Below are 15,926 nucleotides of genomic sequence, written 5' to 3'. Positions count from 1 at the left end.
TCTGAAAACTAATTCACATTTTATGTTATTACCTTTTAGTTTCTTTTATAAACATAGTTTCAAAAATCTCAGTTTCAAAGTATCAGACTGATTGCTTTATCATAGAATGAGTAAGATGTAGAATCTGTTTGAAAGGATGGATGATAATTGTGACTTTATTAATTATTAGTGGGAGCTCCCGCGAAAACAGTAACTCTGAGTATTTTGCTGCAAAAGCTGCTGATTCATATAAAGGAGATGTGAAGTGGGTCCGTTTGAGAGAAAAAACCATTCGGCAGATTCATGATCAGCGCCATGATGAAAATGGATTTGATCCTGTTGAGGATGATCACGCAGAAGTTGTTGAAACAATGCTTGAAGCAGATGAAATCCTTTTTGCCACACCATTATACTGGTATGGGATGAGCGGCTATATGAAAACATTTATTGACAGGTGGTCTCAGGCGATGCGTGACCCTGAACTGAATTTTAAGGAACGTATCTCCGGGAAGCCGGGATATGTGATTACGTGTGGGGGGGACCAGGTTGACCTGAAAGGCCTGCCGCTGATTCTTCAGTTCAGACACATATTTGAATTCACAGGGATGGATTTCAAAAAATACTTTATCGGTGAAGCAAGAAAACCCGGTGACGCAAATAATAGTGACAGGTTAAACCACCTTGAGCATTTCTTCAACTAACATATCAGCTTCTGTACCTGTTGAAAGGCTGCAGAAGCTTTTTTGCACCTGATTTCCTTGACAACCACCATTTGCTTATACTATAGTAGGCACTGTTTACTAATAACTAAAAGTAACCGATTCAAATAGAGAATGTGAATGCCAGGAGGTTTTTTATCATGTCAGCAACTACTTTGGAAAAAAACGTATTAGATGTCCTTTTTGAAAGAAGAGCGACTAAAGAGTATGATCATGAAGTTGAAATCAGCCGTGAAGAGCTGAATGAACTGTTAGAGACGATGGGACAGGCCCCATCAGCATGGAACCTTCAGCACTGGAAGTTCCTTGCTTTTCATAATCCTGAATCCCAGGAACGCCTGTTGCCGATTGCTTATAACCAGCAGCAGATTACAGACGCATCAGCAGTGATTGCCGTTCTTGGTGATCTGAGAGCAAATGAAAATGTTGATGCGGTATTCGACCCTGCTGTTGAAACAGGCGCAATGTCTGAGGAGATTAAGCAAGCATTGAATGGACAGATCCAGGGCGCATATGAAAACGAACAGTTTGCACGCGACGCAGCTTTTTCTAATGCATCACTTGCAGCGATGCAATTCATGATTGCTGCTAAAGCAAAAGGCTGGGACACTTGTCCAATCGGCGGATTTAGCGACGCTCAGCTGATCGAGGAATTTGAGATTTCAGACCGTTACGTCCCTGTGATGCTGATTACAGTCGGTAAAGCAGCGAAGGAAGCACGTAAGTCTGAAAGAATTAATATTGATGAGTTAGTTGAGTATGTATAATGTATAAAGAGGGTGAGACACTGTGTCTCACCCTCTTTTTTATAGGATTGGATATTTAATAGGCATTTCATGACAGTTGAACCGGCAGCTGTTTGTGACTTAATTGGTTCAGCGCTGAAGCTTTATGTATCAGCGCCGGGAATAATTGCATCATTTTAAAGGTTAATTGCAACACCGGTCTATGAGAGACAGCGATTTGCATCTTTGGTGCAGACAATTGAATCAGCACTCAAGTTAATTGCATCACCCCTCTGCATAATTAAACACCGGATAAAGGACACAACACCCGTAAATGAACACTCCCTCTATCTGACCAAATCCTCCGCAAACCGCTTTATCAGCCCCGGCAGTACACCAAACGTATACGGCTTATACACCCGCTCTGTCCACTTATGACCATCACGGCCATACACGCCGATATTAATAGAAGGAATATTCAGCTCCCTGATCAGATGAATTGGTACCGGATAAAGATCCTGCATTCTCGGGATGTTTCTCTTCAGCATCTCAATCGCTTCCTCTGATTCATGAAGAGAAAGAAAGCTGCCGTCTGCTAAATACGGGAAAAATCGTTTAGTGACGAATTCCTCCCCTTCAGCCTCGCCCGTGTCCTTCAAGTGCTTTTCAAGTTTTTGCATAATATCTGTTCCGTGCTCATTTTTATCACTTAAATAATTGTGCGGCAGAAATGGCGGTGCAAAAAACATCAGTACGCGCGGAGTTTTTTCAGGATCAAGCTGCTGCAGCTTCTCTGCGAGTGCGAATGCCGCTTCACGCTTATCTTTCCCCTTGTACTTTTTAATGATTTCATTTAATGGTCCTTCTACATCGATCCCCTGCGCCCTTAGAGATGATTCAAGCTCACTGAATGTACTGACATCCATCTGGAAATTCCAGTCACTTGGCGGGAAACCATGCTTCTTTCTGAAGTCGCTGTACTTTCTCGTACTTTCACGGCTGATTTCATACACTGCTTCAATCGCAATTTTCCTGAGCTTCTCCATTACATCCTGTGCAGTCTGTTCAAAGACAAAATAGTTAAAATACAGATGTGCACTGATCGCTGTCTGCACATTGTAATCTTTTTTATCATCTTTAAAATGTAGACACGCCGGCGGCAGCACATATTCACCGTCCAGGTCTTCAGCCAGGTCAATATTCTGGTTGATCCTTCTGTTCAGTTCAGCACCTATGCGCGTAGGATCAATCGAGGTGAGCACATCTCCTACGTGCGCTTCCCTTCCGTAAATATAAAAGCATGGCAGCACTTTACCCGCTGCACCGGTGTAAATATATTTCGTTCTGTCGCCATCATACATCGGCGCAATAAAGTCATTATTAATTGCAGCCACAAAATCCAGCTTTTTCTCCTGCTTCATCCGTGCCAGCTCATGAAGCGCTGCGAGCATCCCTGCATGTTCACTTTCTTCATCCGGGTTAAATAGAAACAGCATATTCCCATCTCGCTCCTCTCCTGAAAACTGAAGGAGATTGACAAGATGTACTGCCGCCCCACTTTGCATATCAAGAGACCCTCTGCCAAACAGCCACTCCCCTGAATTTGCTTCCTGCCTTACACGATAATCGCCGGGAAAATCCTTAAAAAATTCTTCAAGCTTGTCCGGGTGATGCGCCATATGCTGGATTGACCCGAAATCCTCAGTACCTACTGTATCAATATGGCTGTGGAACAATACTGTTTTAGCCGATTTCCCTGGAAGCATTGCCCACACATTTTTCCGTTGGAATGGATCATCTTTTATATTTTGAATCCACACCTGATCAGGATTTTCTTTAAAATATGGAAACGTGCGGATCCATTCATATATTTGTTCAACTTTATGTACTTCCCCTTGAGATCCTGTATAGCTTTTCATCTCAATCAGTTTTCTTGTAACCAGTTCGGCCTGCTCAGGAGCAGATAAATGCTGGATTTCTTGATACATCTCATAACCCCCTGCTGTCTTTTCATTCATCTTAATGGATCGGCGCTATGATTGAAAGCCGATGACTGTAAAATGATCTGCAAAATCCAACCACAAAAAGTTTATTATGTGAATTCGTTAAAAAAGGTTGAATCAAACGTTATAAACGAATATTATATAACTTGTGCTAAAAAATGTTCGTATTTTAATAAAGGACTGATTTGATGTTTCGCTTTCATTTAAAAGAAAATAATACAACTGTCAAAACAGAGCTGCTTGCAGGATTCACAACATTTATGACAATGGTTTACATTGTTGTCGTTAACCCGATTATCTTATCAAGTGCAGGTGTACCGTTTGACCAGGTATTTCTGGCAACGATTATCGCAACCGTCATCGGAACACTCTGGATGGCACTGATGGCCAATTATCCGATTGCGATCGCACCCGGAATGGGGTTAAATGCATATTTCGCCTTCTCAGTAGTAGGCACCAATACAAATATCACGTATGAAGTAGCTTTTGCGGCAGTATTCGTTGCAGGTGTACTTTTTACCATTCTTTCTTTAACTTCATTCAGAAAAAAACTGATTGAAGCGATTCCCGACAACCTGAAGCACGGGATCACTGCCGGAATCGGATTGTTTATTGCTTTTATCGGGATGAGAATGACCGGTATTATTGTTGCTCACCCGGACAACCTGGTGGCACTTGGCGACCTTCATTCATCAACTGTTATTTTAGCTTTCACAGGACTCGCTGTTACACTGATTCTCATGGCGCTAAATGTAAACGGCGCACTATTTATCGGTATGATTTTCACCGGAGCAGTTGCATATTTTACAGGTCAGCTCAAGTTTGACGGAGTTGTTGCAATTCCAAGTCTTCCTGAAGGCATCATTATTTCAAATCCGATCGCAGCATTTGGAGATGTCATTCAGTACGGGCTATTCGCAGTAGTCTTTTCATTCCTGCTTGTCACAATTTTTGATACAACAGGGACAATGATTGGCGTTGCGCAGCAGGCCGGCCTGATGAAGGGTAAAACGATGCCGCGTGCAAGACAGGCCCTGCTTGCAGATTCTATTGCTGCTACAGCTGGAGCGATGGTCGGGACAAGTCCTACTTCAGCTTATATTGAATCTTCTTCAGGCGTCGCGGCAGGCGGACGTACCGGGCTGACAACCGTTACTGTGGCAGGGTTATTTATCGTAGCTGCCTTTTTCGGACCGCTTGTTGGCGCAGTTTCAGGTGTAGCAGCGATTACAGCTCCTGCACTGATTATTGTCGGAAGCCTGATGATGGGCAGTATCTCGCATATAAAATGGGGCGAGATTGATGAAGCTTTCCCTGCATTCCTGATTATTTTAAGCATGCCGCTGACATCGAGTATAGCGACAGGGATTGCTCTTGGATTTATTTCTTATCCAATTTTAAAGGTCGTAAAAGGTAAATGGAGAGAGGTTCATTTCCTTGTGTATCTGTTTGCCATTTTATTTGCTTATCAGCTGGTATTTTTACCGCACTAACAAAAAGGAAGATAACGCCGGGCCAACTCAGCGTTATCTTCCTTTTTTATATAAAAAGTCAATCTGATCAATTAAACACTCAGCTTTTTACTTAAAAAGTACTTCAGTGCATCCAGTACTTCGGTTTTTCTTCTGACGATAAATGTTCTGATGTCTTCCTGTTCAGATTTTGCAAAGACTGACATAAGGGATGACTGCCGGTGGTATTGGCTGACTTCGCCGTAGCCGAGCATGTTGCAATATTCTGCTAACTGTTTGATCAGCGGCAGACATCTTTCATTATCTGATGTAAGATTATCACCATCTGAAATATGAAAAGCGTAAATATTATATCGCTCAACTGGATAATCACTTTCAATGATCTCAATCGCTTTCCGGTAAGCAGAGGAGCAGATTGTACCGCCACTTTCACCTTTTGTAAAAAAGGTCTCTTCTTCTACTTCCTTTGCCTCTGTATGATGCGATACAAACCTGATCTCCACGTGTGAATAATGAAGCTTTAAAAATTTGACCAGCCAGAAAAAGAAGCTTCTTGCAATATACTTTTCAAACATGCCCATTGATCCACTTGTATCCATCATTGCGATCACAGCCGCTTTAGATACTTTTTCTTTCGTTTCAGTCCACGTTTTATAGCGGATATCTTCAGGCAGAATCGGGTGAAATCCTGCTTCGCCGTTCATTGCATTTCGCTTAAATGCAGTCATCATGGTTTTCTTTTTATCAATATTACCTGTCAGACCTTTTGTTCTGATATCGGTGAACTGAATACCTTCTTTTGCAGCGTCCACTTCTTCTTTTTGCTTAAAATCTGGAAGTTCGAGCTGGCTGAATAACGCTGTTTCAATTTCTTCAATTGATACTTCCGCTTCTACATAATCTTTTCCAGGATCAGAACCCGCCTGTTTGCCGCTTTCCTTGCCGGATCTTGCGATGATATCCCCTGCTTCACTGTCGCCATTTCCCTGTCCAATGTGCTTCTTTTTTGAATGATCATAACGGATTTTATATTCATCCAGTGAACGAACCGGAATCTTCACAACTTTTTTCCCGTCTGACATAATGACATTTTCTTCTGTGATCAGCTCAGGAAGCCTGTCTTTAATGGCCTGCTGAATTTTCCGGCTGTGCCTGACCTGATCCTCCTGGCCCTGCTGATGCAGGGACCAGTCTTCCTTTGATACGATAGAACCCTGCATAACTGCCTCCACCCTTTTCCTTTTCTTCATTGTATGAAAGAACACTCAGATTATTTCATCAGAATTTAAGAAAAAGAGTCCAAAAGAAAAAGACCTGTAAAAACAGGCCTTTTAAATGCTTTTTTCCTCGGCTGTAGAACGTGATGCATCCAGCAGCAGAATCACAGCTGTTACAACGTGCATAACAAACCCGAGAAACGGCACAACACCGACTACTGAAGTCACAATCCCAAAAATACTCCCTGTTTTCGATGTATAATCACGCGCTGCAAATACGAGTGTAACAATATGGAGCGCAAGCATAATCCCAAGCGGTGCCCATGAAGTACCGAGGATAATAATTCCGCCTAAGACCGGAATCGCAAAAAACGCTTCAAGTCCACCTGTGATCCATTTCATCGTTGTGGAAATTCTCATCAGCTATCAAGTCCTTTCTTCATTTTCTTATCATATAATGTCATAATGGCTGTTTTCAATTCATACCTCTTATACGTATGTCATCAGAAAAAGTTTCAAAAAAAAATAACCAGTTTTTTTATGACTGGTTATTTTTAAGACTTTTCTTCATATTGAATTGGATCCGAAAGCTTCTTACTCGACTTCAATTCCCCGCCTGACCGGATTTTCTCCATCTGCTTTCCAAGCATCACAAGCTCCTCCATCGTGCTCGCCATGCTCCCATTTACCGGCTCAAGCTCTTTAAAATACTCTCTGCCTGGCATAAAAAATCCCCTCCGAATTTTTTTCTATTGTATCATTATTTGAAAATTCGGTCAAATAAAGAAAAGTGGAAGCAGGTGTTCAGGTCAATATGTGACGTACTGATACAAGTTCGGAATCAGGCTTTGATGGCCGTTCAATTAAGCGGGGAGCTGATTCAATTAATCTGAGTGATGATACAATAAAGTGCTGGGATGTTTCATAAAATCCCTCAGACACCGCAAAAAGTTCAATTATCCTGGTATGTAATACAATAATTCCGGGAGATGATTCAAAAAGTTCGAGACATGATCCAATTATGCAGCTTCTTCCTCAGCCAAAATAAAAAAGAAGAGGCGGCTTACTCCTCTTCTTCATACTGTTCAGTACCGGGTTCCCGATGCTTTTTCAATTGTTCATTTGTGCGCATCTTCTCCATCTGGCGTCCAAGCTGATCCATTTCTTCCAGATCACTTGCCATGGAGCTGTTATCGGGAACGTCATTTTTATCGTGTTCATGTTTCTTTATCATGTCAATTCACCTCTACTGTGAATATACCCTGCATTCACAGCTGAAAAACGTTACCTGTTCAGCAGCGAACCGACATATCTCAGCAGATCATTCGCACTGACAGAGTTATACCCATACTCATCAATCAGCCTTGCGATGACATCATTCATCTTCTTTAACTGAAGTTCATCAGGCGTTTTAGAGGACGTCGTAATCTTGACGACATCCTTTAAATCAGAAAACAGCTTTTTCTGAATCGCTTCTTTTAACCGGCTATGCGATTGATAATCGAACCGCTTCCCTTTCCTTGCAAAGGATGAAATTCTGATCAGAATCTCTTCCCGGAATGCCTTTTTCGCATTCTCAGACACGCCGATCTGCTCTTCAATTGAACGCATTAATCTTTCATCCGGATGCATCTCTTCACCGGTTAAAGGATCTTTTAATTTTGATTTATGACAATAGGATTCAACATTATCGAGGTAGTTATCCATAAGCGTCTTAGCTGATTCTTCATAAGAGTAGACAAATGCTTTCTGCACTTCTTTTTTGGCAAGGTCATCAAATTCTTTTCTAGCGAGTGAAATACATGTTAAATAATGTTCCCGGCTCTCTTTTGAAATGGATGCGTGCTGATCGAATCCCTCTTTTAAAGACCTGAGCACATCCAGCGCATTAATCGATGTGAGTTCTTTTTTAATAATCGTTGAAGAGATCCGGTTCAGCACATAACGTGGATCAATCCCCTCCATCCCTTCACCTGAGTGTTCCCGCTTCAGCTCTTCTACATCTGATTCGCCAAAGCCTTCAACTGATTCACCGTCATACATTTTCATTTTATTAATCAGATTAATGTCTTTCCGCTTTGGTTCCTTCAGTCGTGTTAAAACGGTAAATACAGCTGCTGTGCGCAGCGTATGCGGTGCAATATGAACATCGGCCACATCACTTTGTGCGATCAGCTTCTCATAAATCTTTTCTTCTTCAGATACTCTCAGGTTATAAGGCATTGGCATCACGATCATTCTGGAGTGAAGTGCTTCATTCTTTTTATTTGCAATAAATGAACGATACTCCGTTTCATTGGTGTGCGCAACAATCATTTCATCAGCCGAAATCAAAGCAAATCTTCCTGCTTTAAAATTTCCTTCCTGTGTCAGTGAAAGTAAGTGCCATAAGAACTTTTCATCGCACTTCAGCATTTCCTGAAACTCCATCAGCCCTCTATTCGCCTTATTTAATTCCCCGTCAAAGCGGTATGCCCGCGGGTCTGATTCAGAACCGTACTCTGCGATAGTAGAAAAGTCGAGACTGCCCGTCAGATCAGCGATGTCCTGCGATTTCGGATCAGATGGACTGAATGTGCCAATACCCGTCCGCTTATCCTCTGAGAAAAACACCCGCTCAATCGGAACATCCTCAATTCTGTTCCCGAATTCTTTTTCAAGTCTCATCATATTTAACGGTGATAAATGCCCTTCGATCCGCACACCATATTCCTTAAAGAAATCCTCCCGCAGCGCTTCTGGAATCAGGTGCAGCGGGTCTTCATGCATTGGGCATCCTTTAATTGCATACACGGCGCCGCGGTCTGTTCTTGTATATTGTTCAAGCCCTCTTTTTAAAAGCGTAACGAGCGTGGACTTACCGCCGCTTACCGGTCCCATCAATAAAAGAATTCTCTTTTTTACATCAAGCCTTCTTGCAGCGGGATGAAAATATTCCTCCACCAGCCTTTCAAGTGCTTCTTCAAGTCCAAATAAATGACGATTGAAAAAACGGTAACTTTTCCTGCCGTTAATCGTATCTGTTCCTGCATCTCTAATCATATGATAAATTCGCGAATGTGCCGACTGTGCAACCCAGGGTTTATCTTTTAACATCACTAAGTAATCAGAGAAGGTCCCTTCCCACTTAAGCAACGATTCTTCAAGCTGATAGTCTGCTACCCGTTTTAACATATCCATCTGATTCTCCCCCTCCTCACCTTCATATAAAACGGTATGCAGAACAACCTGTATTCATGAACACACAACTAAATGAAATCTGCTAATTCACATGACAGTCATTTCTTTCTGAGAAGGATTCATGTATACTTAAATGTATATGAAATTGATTCATACTTTTTATCCGGGAGGTATTTGAGATGGGTACTGTACTTATTTTAGGTATTTGTGTAGCATTCCTTGCAGCAATCTTTACAGCTGGTTATAACGATAAGCCGGGCAAAACTAAAAATAACTAAAAAAAGCTGCCTATGCAGCTTTTTTTAGTTATTTTTTCGCAAAATTCTTTTCTTCTACAAACTCTTTCATATACATTCTGTTTTTTCTTTGAAGCATGTTTGCCATCTGCTCTGTCCACTTATCATTTCTTTTTCCTGAAGTCCGCTCATGATAATAGGCTGAGATCGCTTCATTATATTCATCCATCTCCTGTTTTACTGTATTTTCTTGATGTCTATAGCTGTTTTCATGATAAATGGACTGAAATGGCATTCTTGGTTTAACAGCTGTCTCCTGATCCGGCACACCGACCGTCAGGCCAAACAGCGGAATCACGTGCTCCGGTGTTTCAAGCAGTTCTGATACCTCCGGCAGGTTATTTCGCAGTCCTCCGATATAACAAATGCCAAGCCCCATAGATTCAGCCGCAACCGCTGCATTTTGCGCTGCAAGAGATGCATCAATGACAGAAACCATAAACTTTTCCATCGAAGTAATTGAATCCTCGACATCTGCATTTTCCCACTTACCGATCAATGAGTGTCTGTATAAATCAGCACAGAATACAAAGAAATGTCCGCTTTCTGATACATAATCCTGTCCACCTGCAAGTTCAGCAAGCTTCTTCTTTTTTTCGGGCTCCGTTACACCAATAATAGAATAGGCCTGTATAAAGCTTGATGTAGAAGCCATCTGAGCAGCCTCAACAATCATCTGAATTTGTTCAGGTGACAGTTTTTCATCTTTAAATTTCCTGACTGACCGGTGATTTAACATCGTTTCGATTGTCTGATTCACGCTTTTTTCCACCTTTCTGAGTCTAACTGTGTTTAAGTGTAGCGTTTTCTTAGTCAGCCGTTCAAATATTAAGCATTGAAAAAAGGATGAGAGTGAGATCTCATCCTTTCTTTATAACCGTTTCGCTGCGCTTCAGGCGGACGCTTTCCGGACGGTTGTTGCTGAGCCTCCTCAGGCTTTGCCTTGCGGGGTCTCAGCTTCCAACTTATCGTCCCGGAGTCGCCGCCTTACGCTTCGCTGCACTATATGCGCTTTTAATACTCAAAAGTTTTTTCTAAACATATACTATATGTTTCCTTTACCCAAGTGAAGGATAGTTCTGCTGTCTTAACGCTTCGTATACGAGAATGGCTGCTGTATTCGATAGATTCAATGAGCGTACGTGTTCATTCATCGGAATACGCAGTGCACGGTCTTTGTTATTTTCGATGACTTCATCAGGCAGTCCTGAAGTTTCACGTCCGAAAATAAAATAAAAATCCTTCTCCAGATTACTGTAATCAAAAGTAGAATGCGGCTGTTTTCCATACTTCGTCAAATAGAAATACTCTCCGCCTTCACTCGCCTGATAAAAGTCTTCAAGTGACTCATGGTAATGAATATCAACGTGCTGCCAATAATCAAGACCTGCGCGTTTCAGCATTTTATCGTCTGTCGAAAAGCCAAGCGGCTTAATTAAATGTAATGATGTACCAGTCGCTGCACATGTACGTGCAATGTTACCTGTATTAGCAGGAATCTCCGGCTGGAATAATACAACGTGTAATCCCAATGTCTTCACCTCATCATGTATTTCGGCTGAGCCATTATCTATTCTATCATGAAAGGTGAAAAAAATAATACCTGATTGATGGAGTATAAGCTGCTGAATCACTATATGTCCACAATCTTCTCCGGCTGTCATTAGTATGTGCATTCACATAAGGTACACCCTGATCAACATACGTCACAATCGTCGTGTGATCTACTCCCCCGTCACCCTCGAAATCATAACAAATGACATCACCAACTTGAAGCATTGAAGCATCTGACACTCTCTCAGCCGCCTCTTCTAAAAACCACCGCAGCGAATGTGCAACAGCCCAGCTTAGACTCCACTGTCCACCCTGAAGCCACCACCCATTATACCGGTCAGGATACCCTCTCATCTCAAGGCCTCCGGCAAGCAGGCACTGAGATACAAAGTTCGTACAGTCTACCGGAAAAGCAGGGAATGCAGGATTTCTCCTGTTCCACCACTCTTCAGCATAGGCAGCGGCAAGTGCACCATTATACATCCCTTCACACCTTTCACTTACAAAAGTGATAAGCCTTTTTCGATCTCTTCTAACACCTCTTCATCCTGTTCAACATCTTTTTGCTTTAACAGCATCTGTTCAGCTTCTTCCCCGCCAATCTTGCCTGCTGCCCAGGCAGCTGTCCCTCTCATAACCGGACGCACATCATGCTGCATCACCTCAAAAATAGATGGCAGTGCTGAAGCTTCCTTAAAATGAGCAAGTCCAATCAGCGCATTACGTTGTATCGGCTTTTTACCTCTCCATGAACCCGATACATGACCATACTGCTCTTTAAATTCCCTGTTGCTGATCGACAGCAGCGGCTCAAGAAGCGGCTTGGCAATCTCCGGATCAGGCTCAAACTCTGGATGAATATGCATATCAATTCCTTTATTTTTAGGACATACTGTCTGACACGTATCACATCCGTAGAGTCTATTCCCAATCTTCGAACGATATTCGTCAGGGAGAAAATCCTTCGTCTGAGTTAAAAACGCAATACATTTTTTTGCATCAAGCTGCCCTCCCTGCACAAGCGCACCTGTAGGACACACATCGACACATAAGTTACAATCACCGCACTGATCTTCCATCGGTTCATCCGGACTGAAAGGGATATTTGTAATCATCTCACCTAAAAAAACGTAAGAACCAAACTCAGGCGTGATAATGGAACAGTTTTTTGCACTCCAGCCAACCCCTGCTCTTTCAGCAACAGCACGGTCAACAAGCTCCCCTGTATCAACCATCGACTTCATCCTCGCATCAGGCACTCTCTCCTGTATAAACTGCTCAAGACGCTCAAGCGCTTTTCGCAAAACCGTGTGATAATCCTCTCCCCACGACGCTCTTGCGAAAACCCCTCTGCGCTCTCCCTTTTTACTTTTAGGTGCATCCTTCATTTTAGAAGGATAAGCAAGCGCAATCGATATAATTGATTTAGGCTCATGCATTAATAAAGAGGGAGTTACGCGCTTATCAATATCCTTTTCTTCAAAACCTGACTGATAATTGAGCGCTTCCTGTCTCATCAGCCTCCCTTTCAGATCGGAAAAGAAATCTGCGCTTGTAAAGCCGATCTTATCAATGCCCAGTTCATCAGCATGATCAATAATTTCCTGTTTCAACGCATCATAATTCATTCTAATCCCCCTTTCTATATGGAAATGTTAAACTGAATGCATACAAAAGGAGTTGACCACCGTATGGAAGTTTCAGTTCATTCATCACTATCATCTTATTCATTTGGCATTATTCATTATCGAAACGTCACCGTCAGTGAATCACCTCAAATGCTAAAAGGACGGCTCCAATTATTTCAGGAATCACTATTTTTTGACCTGAAAGATAAAAAGCCGGCTGACTTTGAAGGAATTACTGAATGGAGACAATTATTTAAACATTTTGGTAAAGATCCTAACCGATACAGACCAAGTACCGAAGCACTTCTCAGAAGAATTTCAAAACAAAACTATTTGCCGAGTGCTAACTCAGCAGTCGATCTGAACAACTTTTTTTCCCTGCAATACGAAACGCCGCTAGGCATATATGATGCTGAAAAGATCAGAGGCCCAGTTGAGATCAGAGTCGGCAGCAAACAGGAGCAGTTTGAAGGCTTAAACGGCAGAGAAAATTCTGCTGAAAACCTGATTATCGCTGCTGATGATCTTGGACCATTCGGCAGCCCAAGCGTTGATTCAGTCAGAACTGCAGTAAGCAAAGAGACAACTGAAGCAATACACATTATCTACTTCAGACCTTCCCTGCCAACTGAGGACCAGGAAAAGCTGCTTGATTCATTAAAGCATATGTTTATACAGGTAAATGGCGGTACTGCCACATCACAAATTATTTAAATATATTATATCATCCAAACTAGATCTATCAAAAAGCCTCATTCTGCATGGGGCTTTTATATTTGGTTTAAACACATAAAAAAACGCAACGCTTCGTTTTAGTTAAACGAAACACTGCGTTGGTTATGTATGTTGGAGCGGGTGATGAGAATCGAACTCACGACATCAGCTTGGAAGGCTGAGGTTTTACCACTAAACTACACCCGCGTATGCTGGTACCGATGGCCGGGGTCGAACCGGCACTCCCGAAGGAACACGATTTTGAGTCGTGCGCGTCTGCCAATTCCGCCACATCGGCATGATAGTATGAACCTTATCATACTCATGCATATATTACAAATCGCTATTATTTAATATATTTGGAGGCGGTAACCGGACTCGAACCGGTGATAAGGGTTTTGCAGACCCGTGCCTTACCACTTGGCTATACCGCCGAAAATAAAAATGGAGCGGAAGACGAGATTCGAACTCGCGACCCCCACCTTGGCAAGGTGGTGTTCTACCACTGAACTACTCCCGCAAAAAAATGGCTGGGCTAGCTGGATTCGAACCAACGCATGACGGAGTCAAAGTCCGTTGCCTTACCGCTTGGCTATAGCCCAATATATGGGGCGACTGATGGGAATCGAACCCACGAATGCCGGAACCACAATCCGGTGCGTTAACCACTTCGCCACAATCGCCGTAATGAAATTTTAAAATTGGCAGGGGCAGTAGGAATCGAACCCACACCGGAGGTTTTGGAGACCTCTGTTCTACCTTTAAACTATGCCCCTATGGATGGTGGAGGGGGGCAGATTCGAACTGCCGAACCCGAAGGAGCGGATTTACAGTCCGCCGCGTTTAGCCACTTCGCTACCCCTCCATATGAATGGTGCCGGCAAGAGGACTTGAACCCCCAACCTACTGATTACAAGTCAGTTGCTCTACCAGTTGAGCTACACCGGCAACAAATGGTGGCTTTGGACGGAATCGAACCGCCGACACATGGATTTTCAGTCCATTGCTCTACCAACTGAGCTACAAAGCCAAATATTTAAGCATTTTCTATCTTACTATGTAAATAAGTATTTTTCAACTGTGAGTTGAAAATGGCGGTCCCGACCGGGATCGAACCGGCGATCTCCTGCGTGACAGGCAGGCATGTTAACCGCTACACCACGGGACCAGGTAATTGCGGGGGCAGGATTTGAACCTGCGACCTTCGGGTTATGAGCCCGACGAGCTACCGAACTGCTCCACCCCGCGACGATATAAAGTTAAAAAGAATGGTGGAGAATGACGGGCTCGAACCGCCGACCCTCTGCTTGTAAGGCAGATGCTCTCCCAGCTGAGCTAATTCTCCATGGGATTAAATTTTAAATGGTGACCCGTACGGGATTCGAACCCGTGTTACCGCCGTGAAAGGGCGGTGTCTTAACCGCTTGACCAACGGGCCAGAGTATGTATGCAATGGCGGAGAGCAAGGGATTCGAACCCTTGAGACAGCGGTAGCCGCCTACACGATTTCCAATCGTGCTCCTTCGACCTCTCGGACAGCTCTCCTTGGCTCCACAGGTAGGACTCGAACCTACGACCGATCGGTTAACAGCCGATTGCTCTACCACTGAGCTACTGTGGAATATTGCCTAGCGACGTCCTACTCTCACAGGGGGAAACCCCCAACTACCATTGGCGCTGAAGAGCTTAACTTCCGTGTTCGGCATGGGAACGGGTGTGACCTCTTCGCTATCATCACTAGACTATATCGCAACTCGGCGACAAGTACTATTATAACACTTTTTGAAGGTTAATGCAACACTTTTTCGCGCCTTCAAAACTGGATACGTTCATCAAAGTAAGGGATTGCCGAGAATCAACCTAGTCCAGTTTCAGCTCCTGGCTTTTCGGCTGCTTCACCCTGCCTGTTTGAGACTGACGTCTCATCCATTCAGGCTTCCACCAGCTCTCAAAGCTGACCAGTCGCTTCCACTTTCTTATATTGGTTAAGTCCTCGATCGATTAGTATTCGTCAGCTGCACATGTCACCATGCTTCCACCTCGAACCTATCTACCTGATCATCTTTCAGGGATCTTACCACTTACGTGTGGGAAATCTCATCTTGAGGGGGGCTTCATGCTTAGATGCTTTCAGCACTTATCCCGTCCGCACATAGCTACCCAGCGATGCCATTGGCATGACAACTGGTACACCAGCGGTGCGTCCATCCCGGTCCTCTCGTACTAAGGACAGCTCCTCTCAAATTTCCTGCGCCCACGACGGATAGGGACCGAACTGTCTCACGACGTTCTGAACCCAGCTCGCGTACCGCTTTAATGGGCGAACAGCCCAACCCTTGGGACCGACTACAGCCCCAGGATGCGATGAGCCGACATCGAGGTGCCAAACCTCCCCGTCGATGTGGACTCTTGGGGGAGATAAGCCTGTTATCCCCGGGG

General features: G+C 43.5%; 14 protein-coding genes, 16 tRNA genes and 2 rRNA genes (1 of these 32 running past the window's edge). 4 read left to right on the top strand and 28 right to left on the bottom strand.

The window, feature by feature from the left end:
* Nucleotides 1-149 precede the first annotated feature (149 nt).
* Both LG330_RS06830 and LG330_RS06825 read left to right on the top strand, forming a co-directional pair.
* Nucleotides 150-680 (top strand): flavodoxin family protein, encoded by a 531-nt coding sequence (locus LG330_RS06830; protein WP_404408478.1) that lies wholly within the window; start codon nt 150-152, stop codon nt 678-680.
* 158 nt (nt 681-838) lie between these two features.
* On the top strand, nt 839-1,465 hold the full coding sequence (locus LG330_RS06825) for a nitroreductase family protein (RefSeq protein WP_404408476.1): 627 nt from the start codon (nt 839-841) through the stop codon (nt 1,463-1,465).
* A gap of 305 nt (nt 1,466-1,770) precedes the next feature.
* Here LG330_RS06825 and LG330_RS06820 read toward each other — a convergent pair whose 3' ends face one another.
* Nucleotides 1,771-3,411 carry a M20/M25/M40 family metallo-hydrolase gene (locus tag LG330_RS06820; protein WP_404408474.1) on the bottom strand — a complete coding sequence of 547 codons (1,641 nt, stop codon included), beginning with the start codon at nt 3,409-3,411 and terminating at the stop codon, nt 1,771-1,773.
* Between the two features lie 203 nt (nt 3,412-3,614).
* Here LG330_RS06820 and LG330_RS06815 point away from each other — a divergent pair, with 203 nt between their 5' ends.
* Nucleotides 3,615-4,919, top strand: coding sequence for an NCS2 family permease (locus LG330_RS06815; protein WP_404408472.1), 1,305 nt, complete (start codon nt 3,615-3,617; stop codon nt 4,917-4,919).
* A gap of 71 nt (nt 4,920-4,990) precedes the next feature.
* On the opposite strand, the gene yhbH is transcribed toward LG330_RS06815, so the two are convergent.
* The 9 genes from yhbH to queG form a co-directional block, all read right to left on the bottom strand.
* Complete coding sequence (gene yhbH, locus LG330_RS06810; protein WP_404408470.1) at nt 4,991-6,118, bottom strand: sporulation protein YhbH; 1,128 nt, start codon at nt 6,116-6,118, stop codon at nt 4,991-4,993.
* A gap of 111 nt (nt 6,119-6,229) precedes the next feature.
* The gene (locus tag LG330_RS06805) at nt 6,230-6,535 is read right to left on the bottom strand and encodes a hypothetical protein (protein ID WP_039808175.1); all 306 of its coding nucleotides are present in this window, start codon (nt 6,533-6,535) and stop codon (nt 6,230-6,232) included.
* 134 nt (nt 6,536-6,669) lie between these two features.
* Complete coding sequence (locus LG330_RS06800; protein WP_156129535.1) at nt 6,670-6,840, bottom strand: hypothetical protein; 171 nt, start codon at nt 6,838-6,840, stop codon at nt 6,670-6,672.
* Between the two features lie 338 nt (nt 6,841-7,178).
* Nucleotides 7,179-7,349: a hypothetical protein gene (locus LG330_RS06795; protein ID WP_404408468.1), complete on the bottom strand. Its 171-nt coding sequence runs from the start codon at nt 7,347-7,349 to the stop codon at nt 7,179-7,181.
* A 50-nt stretch (nt 7,350-7,399) separates the two neighbouring features.
* Nucleotides 7,400-9,295 (bottom strand): PrkA family serine protein kinase, encoded by a 1,896-nt coding sequence (locus LG330_RS06790; protein WP_404408466.1) that lies wholly within the window; start codon nt 9,293-9,295, stop codon nt 7,400-7,402.
* Between the two features lie 306 nt (nt 9,296-9,601).
* Nucleotides 9,602-10,351: an oxygen-insensitive NADPH nitroreductase gene (nfsA, locus tag LG330_RS06785; RefSeq protein ID WP_404408464.1), complete on the bottom strand. Its 750-nt coding sequence runs from the start codon at nt 10,349-10,351 to the stop codon at nt 9,602-9,604.
* Nucleotides 10,352-10,649: 298 nt separating this feature from the next.
* Nucleotides 10,650-11,123 carry a tRNA (uridine(34)/cytosine(34)/5-carboxymethylaminomethyluridine(34)-2'-O)-methyltransferase TrmL gene (gene trmL, locus LG330_RS06780; protein WP_404408462.1) on the bottom strand — a complete coding sequence of 158 codons (474 nt, stop codon included), beginning with the start codon at nt 11,121-11,123 and terminating at the stop codon, nt 10,650-10,652.
* Nucleotides 11,124-11,169: 46 nt separating this feature from the next.
* A complete protein-coding gene (locus LG330_RS06775; protein WP_404408460.1) occupies nt 11,170-11,628 on the bottom strand; it encodes an amidase domain-containing protein in 459 nt (152 codons plus the stop codon).
* A gap of 17 nt (nt 11,629-11,645) precedes the next feature.
* The gene (gene queG, locus LG330_RS06770) at nt 11,646-12,773 is read right to left on the bottom strand and encodes a tRNA epoxyqueuosine(34) reductase QueG (RefSeq protein ID WP_404408458.1); all 1,128 of its coding nucleotides are present in this window, start codon (nt 12,771-12,773) and stop codon (nt 11,646-11,648) included.
* 63 nt (nt 12,774-12,836) lie between these two features.
* Between queG and LG330_RS06765 the strand changes: the two genes are divergently transcribed.
* Nucleotides 12,837-13,487 carry a B3/4 domain-containing protein gene (locus tag LG330_RS06765; protein ID WP_404408457.1) on the top strand — a complete coding sequence of 217 codons (651 nt, stop codon included), beginning with the start codon at nt 12,837-12,839 and terminating at the stop codon, nt 13,485-13,487.
* A 133-nt stretch (nt 13,488-13,620) separates the two neighbouring features.
* Here LG330_RS06765 and LG330_RS06760 read toward each other — a convergent pair.
* From LG330_RS06760 to LG330_RS06675, 18 genes are all read right to left on the bottom strand, one after another.
* Nucleotides 13,621-13,694: transfer RNA gene (locus LG330_RS06760), tRNA-Gly, on the bottom strand.
* A gap of 6 nt (nt 13,695-13,700) precedes the next feature.
* Nucleotides 13,701-13,785, bottom strand: a tRNA-Leu gene (locus LG330_RS06755).
* A gap of 62 nt (nt 13,786-13,847) precedes the next feature.
* Nucleotides 13,848-13,921: transfer RNA gene (locus LG330_RS06750), tRNA-Cys, on the bottom strand.
* 11 nt (nt 13,922-13,932) lie between these two features.
* A tRNA-Gly gene (locus LG330_RS06745) sits at nt 13,933-14,007 on the bottom strand.
* A gap of 7 nt (nt 14,008-14,014) precedes the next feature.
* Nucleotides 14,015-14,089: transfer RNA gene (locus LG330_RS06740), tRNA-Gln, on the bottom strand.
* A gap of 5 nt (nt 14,090-14,094) precedes the next feature.
* Nucleotides 14,095-14,170, bottom strand: a tRNA-His gene (locus tag LG330_RS06735).
* A 19-nt stretch (nt 14,171-14,189) separates the two neighbouring features.
* Nucleotides 14,190-14,263, bottom strand: a tRNA-Trp gene (locus LG330_RS06730).
* A 5-nt stretch (nt 14,264-14,268) separates the two neighbouring features.
* Nucleotides 14,269-14,352: transfer RNA gene (locus tag LG330_RS06725), tRNA-Tyr, on the bottom strand.
* A gap of 7 nt (nt 14,353-14,359) precedes the next feature.
* A tRNA-Thr gene (locus tag LG330_RS06720) sits at nt 14,360-14,435 on the bottom strand.
* 6 nt (nt 14,436-14,441) lie between these two features.
* A tRNA-Phe gene (locus tag LG330_RS06715) sits at nt 14,442-14,517 on the bottom strand.
* A 62-nt stretch (nt 14,518-14,579) separates the two neighbouring features.
* A tRNA-Asp gene (locus LG330_RS06710) sits at nt 14,580-14,655 on the bottom strand.
* Between the two features lie 6 nt (nt 14,656-14,661).
* A tRNA-Met gene (locus LG330_RS06705) sits at nt 14,662-14,735 on the bottom strand.
* A 21-nt stretch (nt 14,736-14,756) separates the two neighbouring features.
* Nucleotides 14,757-14,832 (bottom strand) — tRNA-Val (locus LG330_RS06700).
* A gap of 18 nt (nt 14,833-14,850) precedes the next feature.
* Nucleotides 14,851-14,925 (bottom strand) — tRNA-Glu (locus LG330_RS06695).
* A 15-nt stretch (nt 14,926-14,940) separates the two neighbouring features.
* Nucleotides 14,941-15,032: transfer RNA gene (locus tag LG330_RS06690), tRNA-Ser, on the bottom strand.
* Nucleotide 15,033: 1 nt separating this feature from the next.
* A tRNA-Asn gene (locus LG330_RS06685) sits at nt 15,034-15,108 on the bottom strand.
* A 5-nt stretch (nt 15,109-15,113) separates the two neighbouring features.
* Nucleotides 15,114-15,229 (bottom strand): 5S ribosomal RNA (rrf, locus tag LG330_RS06680).
* 239 nt (nt 15,230-15,468) lie between these two features.
* A 23S ribosomal RNA gene (locus LG330_RS06675) occupies nt 15,469-15,926 on the bottom strand (it continues 2,469 nt past the right edge of the window).

Origin of the sequence: Jeotgalibacillus malaysiensis (genome assembly GCF_044789845.1) — a bacterium.
GTDB classification, from domain to species: Bacteria; Bacillota; Bacilli; order Bacillales; family Jeotgalibacillaceae; genus Jeotgalibacillus; species Jeotgalibacillus malaysiensis_A.
Note: the sequence above shows the minus strand (reverse complement) of the source record. Positions and strands in the feature narration are given on the sequence as shown.

Bases quoted from the DNA above. Each gene is read 5' to 3' on its own strand.
- LG330_RS06825 (WP_404408476.1), top strand. From the start codon at position 839: ATGTCAGCAACTACTTTGGAAAAAAACGTATTAGATGTCCTTTTTGAA.
- LG330_RS06820 (WP_404408474.1), bottom strand. From the start codon at position 3,411: ATGTATCAAGAAATCCAGCATTTATCTGCTCCTGAGCAGGCCGAACTG.
- LG330_RS06815 (WP_404408472.1), top strand. From the start codon at position 3,615: ATGTTTCGCTTTCATTTAAAAGAAAATAATACAACTGTCAAAACAGAG.
- yhbH (WP_404408470.1), bottom strand. From the start codon at position 6,118: ATGCAGGGTTCTATCGTATCAAAGGAAGACTGGTCCCTGCATCAGCAG.
- LG330_RS06805 (WP_039808175.1), bottom strand. From the start codon at position 6,535: ATGAGAATTTCCACAACGATGAAATGGATCACAGGTGGACTTGAAGCG.
- LG330_RS06800 (WP_156129535.1), bottom strand. From the start codon at position 6,840: ATGCCAGGCAGAGAGTATTTTAAAGAGCTTGAGCCGGTAAATGGGAGC.
- LG330_RS06795 (WP_404408468.1), bottom strand. From the start codon at position 7,349: ATGATAAAGAAACATGAACACGATAAAAATGACGTTCCCGATAACAGC.
- LG330_RS06790 (WP_404408466.1), bottom strand. From the start codon at position 9,295: ATGGATATGTTAAAACGGGTAGCAGACTATCAGCTTGAAGAATCGTTG.
- LG330_RS06775 (WP_404408460.1), bottom strand. From the start codon at position 11,628: ATGTATAATGGTGCACTTGCCGCTGCCTATGCTGAAGAGTGGTGGAAC.
- queG (WP_404408458.1), bottom strand. From the start codon at position 12,773: ATGAATTATGATGCGTTGAAACAGGAAATTATTGATCATGCTGATGAA.
- LG330_RS06765 (WP_404408457.1), top strand. From the start codon at position 12,837: ATGGAAGTTTCAGTTCATTCATCACTATCATCTTATTCATTTGGCATT.